Below are 18699 nucleotides of genomic sequence, written 5' to 3' on the forward strand. Positions count from 1 at the left end.
ATAAGCCGGTTTGTCGCTAGGGTAAGGCAGCAGGCATCTTGCCTTAAGTCATAACGGGTCCGTTTTCGCCCATTTTCAGTCTATTTGGTTATTAACCCTGTCGGTAATGTGGCCTGAGCCGATTTTCTCTCTATTCGGCCCACACAGGGGCTGACGAGTTCTGGTACACTATTGATATTATCCATAGGTTAATAACGATAAATTCAAGGAGCCGGGATGAGCCCAAAATCCCCCGAGCAGACCACCGCGGACCTGCTGCAATCAGAAATTTCAAAAATACTGACAGCCTTTACCCATCCAACCTTGCAAAAGGATCTCGGTGCGCTGCGCGCCATTCATCACTGCGCCTTATTGGACAATGTGCTCCACATTGAGCTGGTGATGCCTTTCGCTTGGCAGTTTGGTTTTGATGTGTTGAAAGAGACGGTCAGCAATGAGTTGCTGGCGGTGACGGGCGCTAAAGCTATTGACTGGAAGTTGTCCCACAATATCACCACGCTAAAACGCGCCAATGACCAGCCGGGCATCAAAGGGGTGCGCAATATTCTGGCAGTCAGCTCCGGTAAAGGTGGCGTGGGCAAATCGAGCACGGCGGTTAATCTGGCGTTGGCATTGGCGGAAGAGGGGGCGAAAGTCGGTATTCTAGATGCTGACATCTATGGCCCTTCCATCCCGAACATGCTCGGCACCATGAATCAGCGCCCCACCTCACCTGATGGTAAGCATATGGCCCCGATTATCGCCCACGGCTTGGCGACGAACTCCATCGGCTATCTGGTGACTGACGAGAATGCCATGGTGTGGCGCGGCCCAATGGCCAGTAAGGCATTGATGCAGATGTTGCAAGATACGTTATGGCCGGATCTGGATTATCTGGTGATTGATATGCCACCGGGCACGGGTGATATCCAACTGACACTGTCGCAAAATATTCCGGTAACGGGCGCGCTGGTGGTGACCACCCCACAAGACATCGCCCTGATAGATGCCATGAAAGGCATTGTGATGTTCGAGAAGGTGCATGTGCCGGTGCTGGGTATCGTTGAAAATATGAGTATGCATATTTGCAGCAATTGCGGCCATCTGGAGCCTATTTTCGGTACTGGCGGTGCTGAAAAACTGGCGCAGAAATACCATTGCAAACTGTTGGGCCAGATCCCACTGCATATCTCACTGCGCGAAGACCTTGATCGCGGCGAACCGACAGTCGTGAGTCATCCTGATAGTGAATTTGCGGACATCTATCGCCAGTTGGCATCCAATGTGGCCGCTGAAATGTACTGGCAAGGCGAAGCCATCCCAACAGAGATCTCATTCCGCGCAGTCTAAGCGCGTTTTGACTGATATACCGACGTTATTGAAATTACAGCAGCCAACACCGCTGTAATTTCAAGTACGCAGGGTCATTACCCAAAGAAATTGGAATTACAGGTAGGCGGCAAACGAATAAACCCCGATGAGCTGACACAGGTCAGTGATTCGGGTGAGCGAGAGCAGCCAACACCGCTGTAATTTCAAGTACGCAGGGTATAGGGCTGGCATCGAACCGGCTAACTCCTTATAATTGGCGCGCCCGAAGCACCTCGCGTGCTTCGTCTCCCCTCACACTTCGTAATCAGGTCTTTAATTTTATGACTGACAAAGCACACCAGTGCGTCATTATTGGGATAGCCGGTGCCTCTGCCTCCGGAAAAAGTCTTATCGCCAGCACTTTGTATCGTGAATTACGCGATCAGGTCGGTGACCAACATATTGGTGTCATCCCCGAAGATGGTTATTACAAAGATCAGAGTCATTTGTCGATGGAAGAGCGGGTCAAAACTAACTATGACCACCCCAGCGCTATGGACCACAACTTATTGCTGGAACACTTGCAATCGTTAAAAGCGGGTAAGTCTGTTGAACTGCCGCTTTACAGCTACACAGAGCACACTCGTAAAAAAGAGACCGTCCATTTAGAACCGAAGAAAGTCATTATTCTGGAAGGGATTTTGTTGTTGACTGATCTCCGTCTGCGCCAGGAGATGAACTTCTCAATCTTTGTCGATACCCCACTGGATATCTGTCTGATGCGCCGCATGAAGCGTGATGTTAATGAGCGTGGCCGCTCGATGGATTCCGTCATGGCTCAATACCAGAAAACTGTGCGCCCAATGTTTCTGCAATTTATAGAACCTTCCAAACAATACGCTGACATTATTGTTCCGCGCGGTGGCAAGAACCGAATTGCGATCGATATTCTAAAAGCGAAAATCAGTCAGTTCTTTGAGTAATGTTCGTCTGGACCTTTGCTGCTTAGTATGGCAGCTTTCGTAGTCTGTAAGTTGTAACATGTGAATTTTGATGGGGATTTTAGCAATGAGACTGTGCGATCGTGACATAGAAGCCTGGCTGGACAGCGGTAAATTAGGGATTGATCCTCGCCCACCAGTAGAACGTATCAATGGTGCCACGGTCGATGTTCGCTTAGGGAATCAGTTTCGTGTTTTCACCGGTCACACGGCGGCATTTATTGACTTAAGCGGCCCGAAAGATGAAGTCAGTGCCGCGCTGGAACGGGTGATGAGTGATGAGATTAATCTGCCAGAAGGGGAGGCATTCTTCTTGCATCCGGGAGAGTTGGCGCTGGCGGTGACATTAGAGTCAGTGACTATCCCCGATGATCTGGTAGGCTGGCTTGATGGTCGCTCCTCATTGGCCCGCCTTGGGTTGATGGTGCATGTGACCGCACACCGCATTGATCCCGGTTGGCAGGGCAAGATCGTGCTGGAGTTCTATAATTCAGGTAAGTTGCCGTTGGCGCTGCGCCCAGGGATGCTTATTGGCGCACTGAGTTTCGAACCCCTCTCCGGCCCGGCCGCCCGCCCTTACAATAGCCGTCAGGATGCAAAATATCGTGGGCAACAGGGTGCTGTGGCCAGTAGGATAGATAAAGACTAGCCATTTTTTCGCTGAAATTTCAGCCTGTTTAGACTTTTTAGCTTGTTTAGACAAGAGGATGTCATGAGACGATTACTGACGACGTTAATTATTCTGCTGGTTGTCATCGTGGCAGGAATGAGCGCATTAGTATTGCTGGTAAATCCTAATGACTTCCGTGCTTATATGGTCAAACAGGTTGAGAAGAAAAGTGGCTATCATCTGCAATTGGAAGGTGACCTACGCTGGCATGTTTGGCCGCAACTGAGCATTATTGTTGGCCGAACGGCACTGACCGCACCGGGTGCGACAGCACCTATTGTCAGTGCTGAAAACATGCGGCTTGATGTCAAATTGTGGCCACTGCTGTCACATCAACTTGATGTCAAACAGGTGATGCTGAAAGGGGCGGTTGTCCGCTTAACGCCAGACAGCGAAGCCCAGCAGCAGCCGGGCGCACCGGTTGCGCCCTCCGGCAGTGCACCCATCAATGAACACCGAGCTTGGAAGCTCGATATCAATAAAGTCCAAATAGCCGATAGTCTGCTCATTTGGCAGCGAACAGATAATGATCAGGTCAATGTCCGCGATCTCAATCTTGAACTTAAACAAGATGATCAGCGCCAAGTGCATATCACTCTCTCCAGCCGCGTTAATCGTAATCAGCGGGATGTCACTTTCTCCATGGTGGCGGATGCAGATATGCGTCACTACCCGCAGCAATATAGCGCCAATATCAGCCAATTTACCTATAAATTGGAAGGGGCGGATGTGCCTGTCGGCGGCGTGAGTGGCGAGGGGACACTACAAGCCAGCTATCAAAGTGATATTCAGCAATTACTGCTAAATCAGCTAAGTTTCTCTGCTAATAACAACCAGTTGACGGGAAGTGCCAAAGCCACACTGGGTGACGTCCCCGATTATGCTATCAATCTTGCTGCCGATAATCTCAATCTAGACACCATCTTTGGTTGGCAACCGAAAAACGCCGCAGTCAGCAAAGATGCTAGCAAGCAGTCCGCCGTGACAGCTCCGGTGATTGCGATTCAGGCTGATGAGGATGTCGGGCAGGATTTGCAGGCGTTACGTGACTTTACCGCACAAATTTCGCTTACGGCGAATAATCTGGTCTATCGCGAAATTGCCGTCAAGCAATTGAATCTGCAAGGGGCAAATCAGCGCGGTGACGTGCAGATTAGCCGATTGACCGGCAGTGGATTGGGCGGTGATTTCTCACTGCCGGGATCACTGGATGTGACGGGTAAAAAGGTACTTGCTAGCATTAATCCCGTGATCAATCACATGGAACTGGGGCCAGTATTACAGGCGGCGGGTTTACCTATGGTCATGACAGGGAAATTCTCCCTACAAGCGCAATTGTCGGGTGATGGCCTCAATGTTGAGTCATTCAACCGCCGCTGGAGAGGGGATGCGCAGTTCAGCATGAACAATGCACGACTGGAGGGGCTGAATATCCAGCAGCTTATTCAGCAAGCGGTCACCCGCAGCTCCAGTGATGTTAAAGGCCAAGACCGTTATGAGCGCTACACTGAGGTTAAACAGCTACAAGCGAATCTGGCTCTCAATCGTGGGGCGATGAAAGTGAGTAATCTCATCGCGGATTCTGAGTTAATCGCCATTAAAGGTAGCGGGACACTTAATTTGCCGGCACAACAATGTGATATGAATCTGGCAGTGCGAGTAATGCAAGGCTGGAGTGGGCAAGATAACTTGGTCAGGCTATTACAAAATACCGATATTCCGCTGCGAATTTATGGGCCATGGACTCAGCTCAATTATCAATTGAATGTTGAGCAACTGTTGCGGGGTGAACTACAGCAGCGCGCTAAAAAAGCACTCAACGACTGGGCGGAACGTAATCAGCAGAGTCGTGGCAGTAAAGATCTTAAAAAGCTGATCGATAAGCTCTAAGGCGTGAGCCGTCTCCGATAGGCATCGCGGCTCATCGGAGACGAGCGCTTTTGTTCTATTTCTAGTTGTTATCTCTCTGTTGTACTCTTGTTCACCAATCTCGTTGTTCTAAACATAAAATTCTCTCTTCTGCTCACAATCTGATATTTGTTTCTAAAATCTCTGCGAATAATTGATAGATGTCATAAACTCGCCCATGGACTTTGGGCAGAGTGCAGAGCTATTTCTGCGTTTTAACAATAATAATGACTTATACCTAAAGTAATTGGCGTATCGCGAACAATATTGCAGCGCCAAAAATGCAGGGTATACACAGCAACAGGCGAGTATTCGGGAAGAGGGATTATATGTTAGATCTTTTGATTGGGGTTGTCGTGGCCATCGGTGTAGGCCGCTATATCATTAAAGGCTATTCAGCAACAGGTGTGCTGATGGTCGGTGGCTTACTGCTATTAATTATCAGCGCCCTAATGGGCAAAAACGTACTACCTGCCAGTGCAACTTCCACGGGGTGGCGTGCGACGGATATCGTCGAGTATGTCAAAATCCTGCTGATGAGCCGGGGTGGTGATCTCGGCATGATGATCATGATGTTATGTGGCTTTGCCGCTTATATGACACATATCGGTGCTAATGATGTGGTGGTCAAAATTGCGTCCAAGCCACTGCAAATGATCAACTCGCCTTATTTACTGATGGTTGCCGCTTATATTGTGGCGTGCTTGATGTCTCTGGCGGTCTCATCCGCAACAGGGTTGGGCGTGCTACTGATGGCGACACTGTTCCCGGTGATGGTCAATGTGGGGATCAGTCGCGGTGCAGCAGCGGCCATTTGCGCCTCTCCGGCCGCCATTATTCTGGCCCCGACATCTGGTGACGTGGTACTGGCGGCGAAAGCCTCTGAAATGCCACTGGTCGATTTCGCTTTTAAAACCACGCTACCTATCTCTATTGCCGCGATTGTCTGTATGGCTATCGCCCACTTCTTCTGGCAGCGCTATCTGGATAATAAAAGTCAGGAAAAGCATGAGATGATGGATGTCAACGAGATCACCACCAACGCGCCTGCTTTTTATGCCATTTTACCCTTCACGCCGATTATTGGCGTGCTGATCTTTGATGGCAAATGGGGGCCAGAGCTGCACATTATCACCGTCTTGGTTATCTGCATGTTGGCTGCCGCAGTGATTGAGTTCATCCGCAGCTTCAGCGCAAAAACCGTATTTACCGGCCTTGAGGTCGCTTACCGTGGTATGGCTGATGCCTTCGCCACGGTCGTGATGCTGTTGGTTGCGGCTGGGGTATTTGCGCAGGGGCTGAGCACCGTTGGTTTTATCAGCGGCTTGATTGGATTGGCCCAATCTTTCGGCACCGGTGGCATTATTATGATGCTGGTACTGGTGACTATTACCATGCTGGCGGCCATGACAACCGGCTCAGGTAACGCGCCGTTTTATGCGTTTGTTGAATTGATCCCGAAACTGGCAGCGCAAATGGGTATCAACCCAGCTTATCTGGTGATTCCGATGCTGCAAGCCTCAAATCTGGGACGCACTTTATCCCCGGTGTCGGGCGTGGTGGTGGCGGTCGCTGGGATGGCAAAAATTTCACCTTTTGAAGTGGTGAAACGCACCTCTGTACCGGTTCTGGTTGGGCTGGTGGTGGTGATTGTGGCAACTGAAATTCTGGTGCCTGTGCACTTATAATATCGGTGCGTTCATCGTATTTACGCTATAAATAAAAAGCTGGGCGGCAATATGAACTGCTACCCGGCTTTTTTGTTATCTAACTATCTAGTTTGTGGGCTTATTCTCGCGCTCAGCCAGTTAGACTTCATAATCAGGATCTGGCACTTTCAGCGGGGTTATTTTCACCTTCAAGATACGGTGGCTGCTCACTTCCAGCGGTTCGAACAGATAGTCACCAATCTTCAATTGTTCGCCCACCTGAGGTATCCGCTGGGTGTACTCCATCAATAATCCGGCCAATGTATGATATTCACGTTTATCATCAATTGGCAGTGGCAGGTAGAGTACCAAATCCTCCAGTGGCATATAGCCATTGGCAATCCAGCAGCCATCCTCGGTTTGCTGGATATCGTGGCGGGCATCCAACTCTTCACCGGCTACCGGTAAATTACCGGCGATCGTCTCCATGACATCAGTCAGGGTCACCACCCCTTCGATGGAGCCGAACTCATCGACCACAAAGGCAAAATGGGTCTGCGCCTGACGAAATTGCTCCAATGCCATCAGCAGTGAAACTTGCTCAGGGAAAATTAATGGCTGACGAATTAGCGCCCGCAAATCGAGTTTTTCACCTGATAACTGCTGCTTCAACAAATCAATGACGTGAATAACACCCAGCGGTTCATCTGTTGAACTATCTTCAGTGACCACAATTCGGGTATGCAGATTTTTCGTCAGGAGCTGAGTCAGCTTTTCCGGTGGATCATTAAGGTCCAGATATTCCACATCATGGCGTGATGTCATGATGCTGCTGACCGTGCGCTGTGCCAGCCCCAAGACCCGCTCGATCATCCGGCGTTCCTGCTCATTGAACACCTCCTGACCCCCACTGCTGCTGTCTGCAATTAGATTCGCGGTGTGGTTATCCAGCTCAGCCTCTTCGTGTTTACCACTGAGCATCCGCAGCACAGCTTCTGCGGTTCTTTCCCGTAGTGGCCGAACAGTTGATAAGAAGCGGCGGCGGTTGAATTGCGAAAACTGATTCAGTGATTCAATGATTACGGAGAAACCAATTGCGGCGTACAGATAGCCTTTCGGAATATGGTAGCCAAAACCTTCAGCCACTAAGCTGAAGCCGATCATTAGCAAGAAACTCAAACAGAGAATGACAATGGTGGGATGGGCATTCACGAAGCGAGTCAATGGCTTGCTGGCTAATAGCATCAAACCAATTGCAATACAGACCGCAGCCATCATCACCGCGAGGTGATCCACCATACCGACGGCGGTAATCACAGAGTCGAGTGAGAATATGGCATCCAACACCACAATCTGCGCCACAACAGGCCAGAACCGTGCGCCTTTGCGCTGCTGATTTTGCTGATGATCTTTGCCCTCAAGGCGCTCATTAAGCTCCATGGTGGCTTTGAATAGCAGGAATATCCCCCCGACGAGCATAATCAAGTCACGGGCACTGAATGGATGTCCAGAAAGAGTCACCAGTGGCGCAGTTAATGTGGCTAACCACGAGATGCAGGCCAACAGTACCAAGCGCATCAACAATGCGCACAGTAAACCCGTGACTCTGGCTTTATCTCGTTGATGACGAGGAAGTTTTTCTGCCAAAATGGCAATAAATATCAGGTTATCAATACCTAACACAATTTCGAGCACAACTAGCGTCGCCAGCCCTGCCCAAATAGTAGGATCTGCGATCCATTCCATATTTCCAATTTCACCTTTTATTTCTACGGCTTATGCCGCCAGCATGAATAATGGGCGCTGATAGGCTAAAATTCAACATGCAATCATGTAATAAGCTATGTCATTGACAAATAGCGTGAATAATTAATAAAAATCAAGATAACAACTATCGCTGCAATGGATTGAGAAATAATCAATTTAGTGCAAATAGTATTTTAGCTTTGAATCGAGTCAGTGGGGATATTCTTAAAATGCATTAATGAGTCCTATAAATCGGCAAATTGCTGAGGGTTGGCTTAACAAAATGTTAATGTGGAATATAATAAGCCATTGGACGCTAATTTTTTTGTGGTTAAATCATCACAATGATGCGTTGGTAACACATTGAAATAATATATAAATGTGGAAGTTTTTAGATTTGGAATACAGTCTTGCGCGATGACATTTAGGGTATGACCAGATCGTGTTTGTATCTATTCAAAGGCCCGCGAAACGGCCACCCCAGAAAAGGTATGGTAGATGGAAAAGAAATTGAAGGCTGTGATTCCCGTCGCTGGGCTTGGCACCCGTATGCTGCCAGCGACCAAGGCGATCCCAAAGGAAATGCTGCCGGTGGTCGATAAGCCGCTTATTCAATATATCGTCAAAGAGTGTGTTGCTGCTGGCGTGAAAGAGATTGTGCTGGTCAGCCACTCCTCCAAAAATGCGATAGAAAACCATTTTGACACTTCATTTGAACTGGAAGCGGCGCTGGAATCACGTGTTAAGCGGCAGCTCTTAAAAGAGATTAAGAACATTTGCCCACCTGACGTCACGATCATGCAAGTGCGTCAAGGTCATGCTAAAGGGCTTGGGCATGCGGTCCTCTGTGCGCAACCTATGGTGGGTGATAACCCGTTTATCGTACTGCTGCCGGACGTCTTACTTGATGATTCAACGGCGGATTTATCGAAAGAAAACCTTGCCAGCATGATTCAGCGCTTCGAGGAAACCGGGCGTAGCCAAATCATGGTAGAGCCAGTGCCGAAAGAAGATGTCTCCAAGTACGGTATTGCCGATTGCGGCAATGTGGATTTGGCACCGGGCGAGAGCACCCTGATGACGGCTGTCGTCGAGAAGCCTTCAATGGCTGATGCGCCATCCAACCTTGCGGTGGTTGGGCGCTATGTATTGTCGAAGGATATCTGGCCACTGCTGAAAAAAACGCCACGTGGTGCGGGTGATGAAATTCAGCTTACTGATGCCATCGCGATGCTCATGGAACAAGAGCCAGTCGAAGCTTTCCATATGACAGGTAAATCTCACGATTGCGGCGATAAACTAGGATATATGAAAGCCTTTGTCACTTATGGCGTTCGTCATAATACCGAAGGTGAAAAGTTTACCGCTTGGCTGAAACAGCAAATTGACTAAATTCGGCTTAGTTGCCTAATAGATGAAGATTTTTAAATTCGCCTTAAGAAATCAGTAGGTTAATTATGACCAAATTGAAAGCAGTGATCCCAGTAGCTGGTTTAGGCATGAGAATGCTTCCCGCCACGAAAGCCATTCCAAAAGAAATGCTGCCCATTGTTGATAAGCCATTAATCCAATATGTGGTCAACGAGTGTGTTGCTGCCGGTATTAAAGAGATCATTCTGATCACCCATTCATCAAAGAATGCGGTAGAAAACCATTTCGATACCTCTTATGAATTGGAAGCCATGCTGGAGGCTCGTGTTAAGCGCCAGTTGTTGGACGAAGTACAATCTATCTGCCCGCCGGGTGTGACCATTATGCATATCCGCCAAGGGCATCCTGAAGGTTTGGGCCACGCTGTGTTATGTGCCAAACCACTGGTGGGCGATGCGCCATTTGTGGTGCTACTGCCGGATGTTCTGATTGATGATGCAAAATCAGATCTGACCCGAGATAACCTTGCTCAATTGGTCAAACGCTTCGAAGAGACCGGTCATAGTCAGGTATTGGTGCATTCAGTCGAACCAGAGGCATTATCAAACTACTCTGTCATCTCATGCGAAAAGTCTATTTTGGCCCCTGGCGACAGCAGCCGAATCAAGGCGATGGTTGAGAAGCCACAAAGCCCAGTCGATCTGCAATCAAATCTGTCTGCGGTGGGGCGCTATGTGTTGTCTGCTGACATTTGGCCGCTGTTGGAAAAAACCAAGCCAGGTGCTTGGGGGCGTATCCAACTGACCGACGCCATTGATGATCTGGCGGCAACTCAACCCGTGGAGGCAGTCGCTTTAACCGGCCAATCTTACAACTGCGGTGAAAAACTCGGCTATATGCAGGCTTATGTTGCCTATGGCTTACGGCATCCTCAGCAAGGTGCAGAGTTTAAAGCTTGGCTGAAAGATTTCGTGGCTTAATTCGAGTTTGGTCGTAATGAAAAGCAATCGCGTGATTGCTTTTTTTATGCATATCAGTGAAGTAAAATGATTCATATTCGCTCCATACCTCACAAAGGCAAACGTGTGCGCACAGCAACTGGTCAGTTGTGCTATCTATCGCACCAATCACTACCCAGCGGACATAATCCTGAGTTAACATGTTTCCCACATCAAAAACCTGTTGGCTTCAAGGCCGGTAACAGGTGTCATCCTTCAGACAGGAGTTTTTTTAATGTCCAAACAACAGATTGGCGTTGTCGGTATGGCGGTGATGGGCCGTAACCTCGCGCTCAACATCGAAAGCCGTGGCTATTCCGTCTCTATTTTCAACCGTTCATCAGACAAAACCGACGAAGTGGTTGCTGAGAATCCAGGTAAAAATTTGGTGCCGAGTTACACCGTTGAAGAGTTTGTTGATTCACTGGAAAAACCACGCCGCATCCTGCTGATGGTGAAAGCGGGTGAAGCGACTGATAAGACTATTGCTTCACTGACGCCGCACCTTGATAAAGGTGACATTCTGATTGATGGTGGTAATACTTATTACAAAGATACCATCCGTCGTAATCGCGAACTTTCTGCGCAAGGCTTTAACTTTATCGGAACTGGTGTTTCCGGTGGTGAAGAGGGCGCATTGAAAGGCCCTTCAATTATGCCTGGCGGCCAGAAAGAAGCTTACGAATTGGTAGCACCGATTCTTGAGAAAATTGCGGCCCGTGCAGATGACGGTGAAGCCTGTGTTGCTTATATCGGCTCTGATGGTGCAGGCCATTACGTAAAAATGGTGCACAACGGTATCGAATACGGCGACATGCAGCTGATCGCTGAAGCCTATTCTTTGTTGAAGCAATCTCTGGGCCTGAGCAACGAAGAGCTGGCAAGCACCTTCGCTGAATGGAACAAAGGCGAGCTGAACAGCTACCTGATTGATATCACGAAAGATATCTTTACCAAGAAAGACGAAGCAGGCATCTATCTGGTTGATGTCATTCTGGATGAAGCAGCCAATAAAGGCACCGGTAAATGGACCAGCCAGAGTTCTCTGGACTTAGGTGAGCCACTGACACTGATCACTGAATCTGTGTTTGCCCGCTATTTATCTTCCCTGAAAGATCAGCGTGTTGCGGCATCTAAAGTATTAACCGGTCCTAAAGTGCAGCCTTTTGCAGGCGATAAAGCTGAATTTATCGAAAAAATCCGTCGTGCGTTGTATCTGGGTAAAATCGTCTCTTACGCGCAGGGCTTCTCTCAGTTGAAAGCGGCATCTGACGAAAATAACTGGGATCTGCATTACGGTGAAATCGCTAAAATCTTCCGTGCAGGTTGCATCATCCGTGCTCAGTTCTTGCAAAAAATCACAGATGCTTACGCAGAAAATCCGAAAATCGCTAACCTGCTGTTGGCTCCATACTTCAAGCAAATTGCTGATGAGTACCAGCAAGCGCTGCGTGATGTGGTCTCTTATGCGGTACAAAATGGCATCCCAACCCCAACATTCTCTGCTGCGATTAACTACTACGATAGTTACCGCTCAGCCGTGCTGCCAGCAAACCTGATTCAGGCGCAGCGCGACTATTTCGGTGCGCATACTTATAAGCGTACTGATAAAGAGGGCGTGTTCCATACTGAGTGGATGGAGTAATCCATTTAACGGCTACTGCGCTTTGCCATTCTGGGATTGCGCAGTGCTCGGACAAAAGTACATGTACTTTTGAACGCCTGTAAGGTGGCCCTGTAGGGTGCATCAGATCTGGCGCTTACGGTTTAGCAGCAGATTGGGTTATCCAATAAAAAACGCCTCCAGTGATAAGCCGGAGGCGTTTTTTTGTCAGCAGGAGAGCAATCAGTAATTACTTCTCGTGGCGTTCCCGCAGGCGGCCAATGACTTTGCTCAGATCCAAATCTTGATCCTGCAATAGCACCATGAGGTGGTACATCAAATCTGATGCTTCATTAGTCAGCTCTTCACGGTCATTTACCGTCGCGGCGAGGGCAGTTTCTACCCCTTCTTCCCCCACTTTCTGGGCAATACGCTTAGTCCCGCTGGCATAGAGTTTTGCAGTATAAGAACTGTCGGGATCGGCTGACTTACGTGATGCGAGTAGCTGCTCCAACTGATACAGGAAACTCCAGTCGCTGGCCGCAGGGGCGAAGCAACTGTTATTGCCTAAATGACAGGTTGGGCCGATAGGATTGACCAGAATCAGCAGGGTGTCATTGTCACAATCAGGGTAGATACTCACCACATTCAGAAAATGGCCGGAGCTTTCGCCTTTGGTCCATAAACGCTGTTTAGTCCGGGAGAAAAAGGTCACTTTGCCCGAGTCTTCCGTTACTGACAGCGCCTCGCGATTCATATACCCCATCATCAGAACTTCACCTGATACGGCATGTTGAACGATGGCAGGCATTAGATTGTCGACTTTTTGCCAATCCAGTTGGTTAATTTGTTGTTCGCTTAACACACTCTTATCTCCACGCCTTGTTCAGACAAATACTTTTTCAATTCGCCGATGTTAATGATTTGCTTATGGAACACTGAAGCTGCCAAGGCACCGTCTACATCGGTATCGCGGAAGGCTTCGAGGAAGTGCTCCGGTGTACCGGCACCGCCAGAGGCGATTAACGGCACATGGCAGATAGCCCGCATCTGTTTCAGTTGACGCAAATCATAGCCGTTACGCACGCCATCTTGATTCATCATATTCAGCACAATCTCACCGGCTCCGCGCAACTGGACTTCTTTGATCCAATCCTCGGTCTGCCAAGTGGTGGCTTTGGTCCGCTTTTCATCGCCGGTGAATTGATAAACCTGATAACTGCCACTTTCTGCATCATACCAAGTATCAATACCCACCACGATGCATTGTACGCCATAGCGGTCAGCCAGTCGGGTAATTAAGGTCGGATCAGCCAGCGCGGGTGAGTTGATAGAGATTTTATCTGCGCCGAAGGTCAAGATTTGGGCCGCGTCTTCCACGCTTTTAATACCGCCTGCGACACAAAACGGGATGTCGATCACTTCCGCGACCCGTGATACCCAGCTTTTATCGACAACACGGCCATCGGAGGAGGCGGTGATATCGTAAAATACCAGCTCATCAGCGCCTTCTTGTGCGTAGCGCTGCGCCAAAGGCACAATATCACCAATAATTTCATGGTTACGGAACTGGACGCCTTTGACCACCTGACCATCTTTCACATCCAGACAGGGAATTATACGTTTTGCCAGCATGCGATCGCCTCCTTCACGTTAAATTTGCCGTCCAGTAGCGCACGACCCACAATCACCCCTTGTACACCGCTGCCGCGTAGACGGGCGATATCATCCAGACAACCGATGCCGCCAGAGGCTTGGAACGCCACTTGCGGGTAACGCTGGCAAACTTCCTGATACAGCTCAACATTGGAGCCATTCAGGGTGCCATCGCGGGAGATATCTGTGCACAGCACATGTTTTAGGCCGAAAGGCAGGTACTGCTCGACGATCTGCTCCAACGTGGCATCGGAGTTTTCCTGCCAACCGCTGATGGCAACTTGTTTGCGCCCCGCCTCATTGATGCGCACATCCAGCGCCAAAACAATCGCCTCGGGGCCGTAACGCTCAAACCACTGCTGCACCATTTCCGGCTGCTTAACGGCGGTTGAACCGACCACCACTCGCGTCGCACCCGCTTCCAATAGCGCGACCACATCCTGCTCATTGCGGATGCCGCCACCCACTTGCACGGGCACATCGACACCGGCCAATAGCTCTCGCAATAATGGGATCTGGCGGGCAGCCGGATCTTTGGCCCCCGTGAGGTCAACCAAGTGCAAGACCTGAGCGCCTTGCTGCTGATAATCCTGTAAACGTGGCAGCGGGTGATTGCCATAATCACGTTGCTGACCGTAATCGCCCTGATGCAAACGCACCACCTTACCTTCGATCAAATCCAAAGCGGGAATAATCATGGTGTTTACATCTCCAGAAAGTTTTTCAGCAATTGGGCTCCCGCCGCGCCGGAACGTTCCGGATGAAACTGCACGCCAAAGAAGTTGTCTTTTTCGACTGCGGCGGTAAACGGCTCGCCGTAATTGGCTTGGGCGATGGTATTTGGGCATATTGGCATTGCATATCCGTGCACAAAGTAGAAATAGGTTCCGTCTGGGATACCACGGAACAGATGATTCCCCGCTTGCGCGGTAATCTGATTCCAGCCCATATGCGGTAGCGGTAAGCCAAAATCGGTCATCTGTTTCACTGGCGCATCAATGATGCCAAGGGTTTTGATGCCACCACTCTCCTCGCTGCTGTTTGCCAGCAACTGCATACCGAGGCAGATACCCAATACCGGTTGAGTACAACTCTTAATCAGTTCGATAAGCTCGCGCTCTTTCAACTGATCCATTGCGGCGTGCGCGGTCCCCACGCCCGGTAGGAACAGTTTATCGGCACGTAGCACGATTTCAGGGTCACGGCTGATAACAGGTGCGTAACCCAATCGCTGCACCGCGTAAGTGACAGAGGAGAGGTTGGCGCAACCGGTATCCAGAATCACTACATTCATCAGAGTACCCCTTTGGAGCTGGGCAAGGTGTTTCCTTCAACGCGGATCGCCTGACGTAGCGTGCGGCCAAACACTTTAAACAGGCTCTCTACCCGGTGGTGATCGTTACGGCCTTTGGTTTTCAGGTGCAATGTGCAGGCCATAGCATAAGAGAGGGAACGGAAGAAATGCTCGACCATCTCGGTGCTCAGATCGCCAACACGCTGATAGTTAAACTCGGCTTTGTATTCGAGGTGCGGGCGGCCGGAAATATCCAGCGCGCAACGTGCCAAACACTCATCCATTGGCAGTACAAATCCGAAACGGCCAATACCACGTTTGTCGCCGAGCGCATTATTAATCGCCTCGCCCAGAGCCAGTGCGGTGTCTTCCACGGTATGGTGGTCATCAATGTAGAGGTCACCGCTGACCTGAATATCCATGCGGAAACCGCCGTGGGTGGCGATTTGATCCAGCATATGGTCGAAGAAACCGACGCCCGTTTTGATCTTGCTACCGCCTTCGCGATCCAGCCAGACATTCACGTCAATCGCTGTCTCTTTGGTGACACGGTTAACGTGAGAGTGGCGATCACGTTGGGTTAACTGTTTAGCAATTTGTGACCAGTTAAGGCCGTCGCGCTGATAACGCAGGCCACCGATACCCATGTTTTGCGCCAGTTGCAGATCAGTTTCACGGTCACCTATTACATAACTGTTGGCGCTGTTCATCACGCCATCTGCCAAATAGCGCTCAACCAAGGCGGTTTTTGGCTTACGGCAAACACAGTTATCTGCGGGTAAGTGAGGGCAAATCAACACCTGCTCAAAATTGATCCCCTGAGAGCTGAAAATCTGCATCATCAGATTGTGCGGCGGATCGAAGGTCTCCTGCGGGAAGCTGTTGGTTCCCAAACCATCTTGGTTAGTGATCATCACCAAACGATAATCTGCTTTTTGCAGTGCCAGTAATGCCGGGATCACTTCTGGCTCTAGTGCCAGTTTATCTAACCGATCAACTTGGTAGTCTTCCGGTGGCTCGGCAATCAGGGTGCCGTCGCGATCAATAAAAAGAAATTTCTGGCTCATATCGTTTCCTTACGGAGGCTGGCGGTATTGGTGTTATTCGGGCTATCAACGCCGGGCAGGGGAGCAAGGGCGGCAATCACTCGCTCACACTCCTGACGGGTGCCAATAGTAATGCGCAGGCAGTTGGATAACCCCGGCTGCTTATTTTGATCACGTAGAATAATGCCTTGATCCCACAACGCTTTGAATACACTGCTGGAGGCCGTGAAGCGAGCCAGTAAATAGTTGCTCTCACTGGAGAATACCTGCTCAACACAGGCGCAGCCATTCAGCGCATTTTGTAGCCACTCACGGTTAGCCCGCACTTCATTCACTCGCTGACGCATTTGCTCAAGCCCTTGCGGGTTAAGGGCTTGTGCGGCGATATCGGCGACTGGCGTAGATAATGGGTAGGGCGCAATCACTTTAAGCAGCAACTGGATAATATCGCTATTGGCTAAGGTAAAGCCACAACGTAAACCGGCCAATGCGAAGGCTTTCGATAAGGTGCGCAAAATCACTAAATTCGGATAATCTTTTAGCCAACTGCTGACACTGGCCTGTGGGCAAAACTCAATATAGGCTTCATCAATGGCGACGATAGCGCGGCCTTGCGCCAGTTCCAGCACTTCGCGCAGGTCAGCCGGATTGATTAAGTTGCCGGTCGGGTTATTCGGGCTGCAAATGTAAATTAGCTTTACCCGATCCAGACTTGCTTTAATTGCCGGTAAATCGAGCTGCCAGTCCGTTTGGGTCTGCACGGTGCGCAGCTCTACACCAAAAGTTTCGGCACTGACGGCATACATGCCATAGGTTGGCGGGCAGAACAGGATGGCATCCTGACCCGGCTCACAGAAGGCGCGGATTAACAGTTCGATACCTTCATCAGCCCCACGGCTCACCAGCACTTGCTCCGTCTCTAAATCGGCATAAGCCGCGTAGCGCTCAATCACCAGCTTCGGCTGGCACTCGGGGTAGCGGTTGAAGGTTTGCGCGGTCAACTGGTATTCGGTCGCCAGTGGATATTCGTTGGCATTGAGCCATACATCGCCATTGCCGCCTAAGCGGCGGGCCGACATATAAGGGGTCAGGGCGCGGATATTGGCGCGGGCCAAATCAGTGATGTTGGCAGATTGACTCATGCTTGCTCCTTATTGGCGGCGGTCAGGGCCGCGACGCGTAGAGTGACGGCATTTTTGTGGGCGGTGAGTTGTTCGGCCTGAGCCAGTGTTTCGATGGTCGATGCCAAGCCTAGCAAGCCTTGCGGGGTTAGTTGCTGAACTGTCATGCGTTTAACAAAATCGGCCAGACCCAGACTGGAATAGGTGGAGGTGTAACCATAAGTTGGTAACACATGATTAGTCCCGGAGGCGTAATCACCGGCGGATTCCGGCGACCAGTCCCCCATAAAGACTGAACCAGCATTATCGATTTGGTCGATAATTTCTTCCGGCTGACGTATTTGCAGAATCAAGTGCTCTGGGCCGTATGCATTGCTGATATCAATGCATTGCTGCAAATCTTTGGTGATAATCAAGCGGCTACTTTCCAATGCCTGGCGGGCAATATCGGCGCGCGACAACAGCTTAAGCTGCTGCTCAACTTCCACTGCCACGGCTTGCGCGATGGCGGCATCTGGCGTCAGCAACACCACTTGCGAATCCGGCCCGTGTTCGGCCTGAGACAGTAAATCAGAGGCGATAAACGCCGGTGTTGCGCCGCTGTCGGCGATCACCAACACTTCTGACGGGCCAGCAGGCATGTCAATGGCGGCACCATCAAGGCGCTGGCTGACCTGACGTTTCGCTTCGGTCACATAAGCATTGCCCGGCCCGAAGATTTTATTTACTTTCGGCACAGACTCACTGCCGAAGGCCATCGCGGCAATGGCTTGCGCCCCGCCAATCTGGAACACTTCCTTAATCCCGCACAACTGCGCGGCATACAGAATTTCATCGGCAATCGGCGGCGGTGAACATAAAATGACGCGCTGACAACCCGCAATACGCGCTGGGGTGCCGAGCATCAGCACAGTAGAGAGTAGTGGGGCGGAGCCACCGGGAATATACAAGCCGACGGAGGCAATCGGGCGAGTGATCTGCTGGCAACGCACGCCCGGCTGAGTTTCAACATCCACCACCGGCATTTTCTGCGCATTGTGAAAGATTTCAATATTACGTACCGCTTGCGCCATGGCCTGCTTGATATCATCACTCAAACGCGTAGCGGCAGCGACTATCTCTTCGGCACTGACGCGAATATCGGCAATTTGTACGGCATCAAAGCGCTGGCTGAAATCACGTAAGGCACTGTCGCCCTCGGCTTTTACCCGATCAAGGATTTCGCTGACCGCTGCCGTAATCCGGCCCGATGCATTAATGGCCGGGCGGCTCAGCAGCGATTTTTGCTGCTCTTCACTGCATTGCTGCCAGTCGATTAAGGTATTGAAATTCGTCGGCTGCATCAG

Annotated in this window: 16 protein-coding genes; 8 read left to right on the forward strand and 8 right to left on the reverse strand. The window is 50.2% G+C overall.

Features of this window, described 5'->3' with window-relative positions; translation table 11 throughout:
* The first annotated feature begins 216 nt into the window (after positions 1 to 216).
* The 5 genes from apbC (at position 217) to dcuC (ending at position 6557) form a co-directional block, all read left to right on the forward strand.
* The gene (gene apbC / locus HRD69_RS12900; RefSeq protein ID WP_004873674.1) at positions 217 to 1329 is read left to right on the forward strand and encodes an iron-sulfur cluster carrier protein ApbC; all 1113 of its coding nucleotides are present in this window, start codon (positions 217 to 219) and stop codon (positions 1327 to 1329) included.
* Between the two features lie 302 nt (positions 1330 to 1631).
* The gene (gene udk / locus HRD69_RS12905) at positions 1632 to 2273 is read left to right on the forward strand and encodes a uridine kinase (protein ID WP_004873673.1); all 642 of its coding nucleotides are present in this window, start codon (positions 1632 to 1634) and stop codon (positions 2271 to 2273) included.
* A gap of 85 nt (positions 2274 to 2358) precedes the next feature.
* Entirely contained in the window at positions 2359 to 2940 is a 582-nt protein-coding gene (gene dcd, locus HRD69_RS12910; RefSeq protein ID WP_032813097.1) for a dCTP deaminase, read from the forward strand.
* Between the two features lie 63 nt (positions 2941 to 3003).
* Positions 3004 to 4851 carry an outer membrane assembly protein AsmA gene (gene asmA, locus HRD69_RS12915; RefSeq protein WP_004873671.1) on the forward strand — a complete coding sequence of 616 codons (1848 nt, stop codon included), beginning with the start codon at positions 3004 to 3006 and terminating at the stop codon, positions 4849 to 4851.
* 347 nt (positions 4852 to 5198) lie between these two features.
* Positions 5199 to 6557, forward strand: coding sequence for an anaerobic C4-dicarboxylate transporter DcuC (gene dcuC, locus HRD69_RS12920; protein ID WP_004873670.1), 1359 nt, complete (start codon positions 5199 to 5201; stop codon positions 6555 to 6557).
* A 120-nt stretch (positions 6558 to 6677) separates the two neighbouring features.
* On the opposite strand, the gene HRD69_RS12925 is transcribed toward dcuC, so the two are convergent.
* Positions 6678 to 8264 carry a TerC family protein gene (locus HRD69_RS12925; RefSeq protein ID WP_004873669.1) on the reverse strand — a complete coding sequence of 529 codons (1587 nt, stop codon included), beginning with the start codon at positions 8262 to 8264 and terminating at the stop codon, positions 6678 to 6680.
* Positions 8265 to 8762: 498 nt separating this feature from the next.
* Between HRD69_RS12925 and galU (HRD69_RS12930) the strand changes: the two genes are divergently transcribed.
* From galU (HRD69_RS12930) to gndA, 3 genes are all read left to right on the forward strand, one after another.
* Entirely contained in the window at positions 8763 to 9656 is an 894-nt protein-coding gene (gene galU / locus HRD69_RS12930; RefSeq protein WP_004873668.1) for a UTP--glucose-1-phosphate uridylyltransferase GalU, read from the forward strand.
* A gap of 65 nt (positions 9657 to 9721) precedes the next feature.
* Entirely contained in the window at positions 9722 to 10615 is an 894-nt protein-coding gene (gene galU / locus HRD69_RS12935; protein ID WP_004873667.1) for a UTP--glucose-1-phosphate uridylyltransferase GalU, read from the forward strand.
* A 253-nt stretch (positions 10616 to 10868) separates the two neighbouring features.
* Positions 10869 to 12278 carry an NADP-dependent phosphogluconate dehydrogenase gene (gndA, locus tag HRD69_RS12940; protein WP_004873666.1) on the forward strand — a complete coding sequence of 470 codons (1410 nt, stop codon included), beginning with the start codon at positions 10869 to 10871 and terminating at the stop codon, positions 12276 to 12278.
* Positions 12279 to 12486: 208 nt separating this feature from the next.
* Here gndA and hisIE read toward each other — a convergent pair whose 3' ends face one another.
* From hisIE to hisD, 7 genes are read right to left on the reverse strand one after another with little or no spacing between them, the layout of a single operon-like run.
* On the reverse strand, positions 12487 to 13101 hold the full coding sequence (gene hisIE / locus HRD69_RS12945; RefSeq protein ID WP_032813096.1) for a bifunctional phosphoribosyl-AMP cyclohydrolase/phosphoribosyl-ATP diphosphatase HisIE: 615 nt from the start codon (positions 13099 to 13101) through the stop codon (positions 12487 to 12489).
* Complete coding sequence (gene hisF / locus HRD69_RS12950; protein ID WP_032813094.1) at positions 13095 to 13871, reverse strand: imidazole glycerol phosphate synthase subunit HisF; 777 nt, start codon at positions 13869 to 13871, stop codon at positions 13095 to 13097. The genes hisIE and hisF overlap by 7 nt, the downstream gene beginning before the upstream one ends.
* Positions 13853 to 14590, reverse strand: a complete 738-nt coding sequence (gene hisA / locus HRD69_RS12955; protein WP_004873663.1) for a 1-(5-phosphoribosyl)-5-[(5-phosphoribosylamino)methylideneamino]imidazole-4-carboxamide isomerase — start codon at positions 14588 to 14590, stop codon at positions 13853 to 13855. The genes hisF and hisA overlap by 19 nt, the downstream gene beginning before the upstream one ends.
* A 5-nt stretch (positions 14591 to 14595) precedes the next feature.
* Positions 14596 to 15186, reverse strand: coding sequence for an imidazole glycerol phosphate synthase subunit HisH (gene hisH / locus HRD69_RS12960; protein ID WP_032813092.1), 591 nt, complete (start codon positions 15184 to 15186; stop codon positions 14596 to 14598).
* Positions 15186 to 16253, reverse strand: coding sequence for a bifunctional histidinol-phosphatase/imidazoleglycerol-phosphate dehydratase HisB (gene hisB, locus HRD69_RS12965; RefSeq protein ID WP_032813090.1), 1068 nt, complete (start codon positions 16251 to 16253; stop codon positions 15186 to 15188). The genes hisH and hisB overlap by 1 nt, the downstream gene beginning before the upstream one ends.
* Entirely contained in the window at positions 16250 to 17374 is a 1125-nt protein-coding gene (gene hisC, locus HRD69_RS12970; protein WP_032813089.1) for a histidinol-phosphate transaminase, read from the reverse strand. Before hisC ends, hisB begins: the two co-directional genes overlap by 4 nt.
* Complete coding sequence (gene hisD, locus HRD69_RS12975; RefSeq protein ID WP_004873660.1) at positions 17371 to 18696, reverse strand: histidinol dehydrogenase; 1326 nt, start codon at positions 18694 to 18696, stop codon at positions 17371 to 17373. Before hisD ends, hisC begins: the two co-directional genes overlap by 4 nt.
* Between the last annotated feature and the right edge of the window lie 3 nt (positions 18697 to 18699).

This window comes from Yersinia mollaretii ATCC 43969 (genome assembly GCF_013282725.1).
GTDB classification, from domain to species: Bacteria; Pseudomonadota; Gammaproteobacteria; order Enterobacterales; family Enterobacteriaceae; genus Yersinia; species Yersinia mollaretii.

Excerpts from the sequence above, each read along its gene's own strand:
- hisC (WP_032813089.1), bottom strand. The coding sequence starts at position 17,374 with ATGAGTCAATCTGCCAACATCACTGATTTGGCCCGCGCCAATATCCGC.
- HRD69_RS12925 (WP_004873669.1), bottom strand. The coding sequence starts at position 8,264 with ATGGAATGGATCGCAGATCCTACTATTTGGGCAGGGCTGGCGACGCTA.
- udk (WP_004873673.1), top strand. The coding sequence starts at position 1,632 with ATGACTGACAAAGCACACCAGTGCGTCATTATTGGGATAGCCGGTGCC.
- hisB (WP_032813090.1), bottom strand. The coding sequence starts at position 16,253 with ATGAGCCAGAAATTTCTTTTTATTGATCGCGACGGCACCCTGATTGCC.
- hisH (WP_032813092.1), bottom strand. The coding sequence starts at position 15,186 with ATGAATGTAGTGATTCTGGATACCGGTTGCGCCAACCTCTCCTCTGTC.
- gndA (WP_004873666.1), top strand. The coding sequence starts at position 10,869 with ATGTCCAAACAACAGATTGGCGTTGTCGGTATGGCGGTGATGGGCCGT.
- galU (WP_004873667.1), top strand. The coding sequence starts at position 9,722 with ATGACCAAATTGAAAGCAGTGATCCCAGTAGCTGGTTTAGGCATGAGA.
- hisF (WP_032813094.1), bottom strand. The coding sequence starts at position 13,871 with ATGCTGGCAAAACGTATAATTCCCTGTCTGGATGTGAAAGATGGTCAG.
- apbC (WP_004873674.1), top strand. The coding sequence starts at position 217 with ATGAGCCCAAAATCCCCCGAGCAGACCACCGCGGACCTGCTGCAATCA.
- dcd (WP_032813097.1), top strand. The coding sequence starts at position 2,359 with ATGAGACTGTGCGATCGTGACATAGAAGCCTGGCTGGACAGCGGTAAA.
- hisA (WP_004873663.1), bottom strand. The coding sequence starts at position 14,590 with ATGATTATTCCCGCTTTGGATTTGATCGAAGGTAAGGTGGTGCGTTTG.
- hisD (WP_004873660.1), bottom strand. The coding sequence starts at position 18,696 with ATGCAGCCGACGAATTTCAATACCTTAATCGACTGGCAGCAATGCAGT.
- galU (WP_004873668.1), top strand. The coding sequence starts at position 8,763 with ATGGAAAAGAAATTGAAGGCTGTGATTCCCGTCGCTGGGCTTGGCACC.
- dcuC (WP_004873670.1), top strand. The coding sequence starts at position 5,199 with ATGTTAGATCTTTTGATTGGGGTTGTCGTGGCCATCGGTGTAGGCCGC.
- asmA (WP_004873671.1), top strand. The coding sequence starts at position 3,004 with ATGAGACGATTACTGACGACGTTAATTATTCTGCTGGTTGTCATCGTG.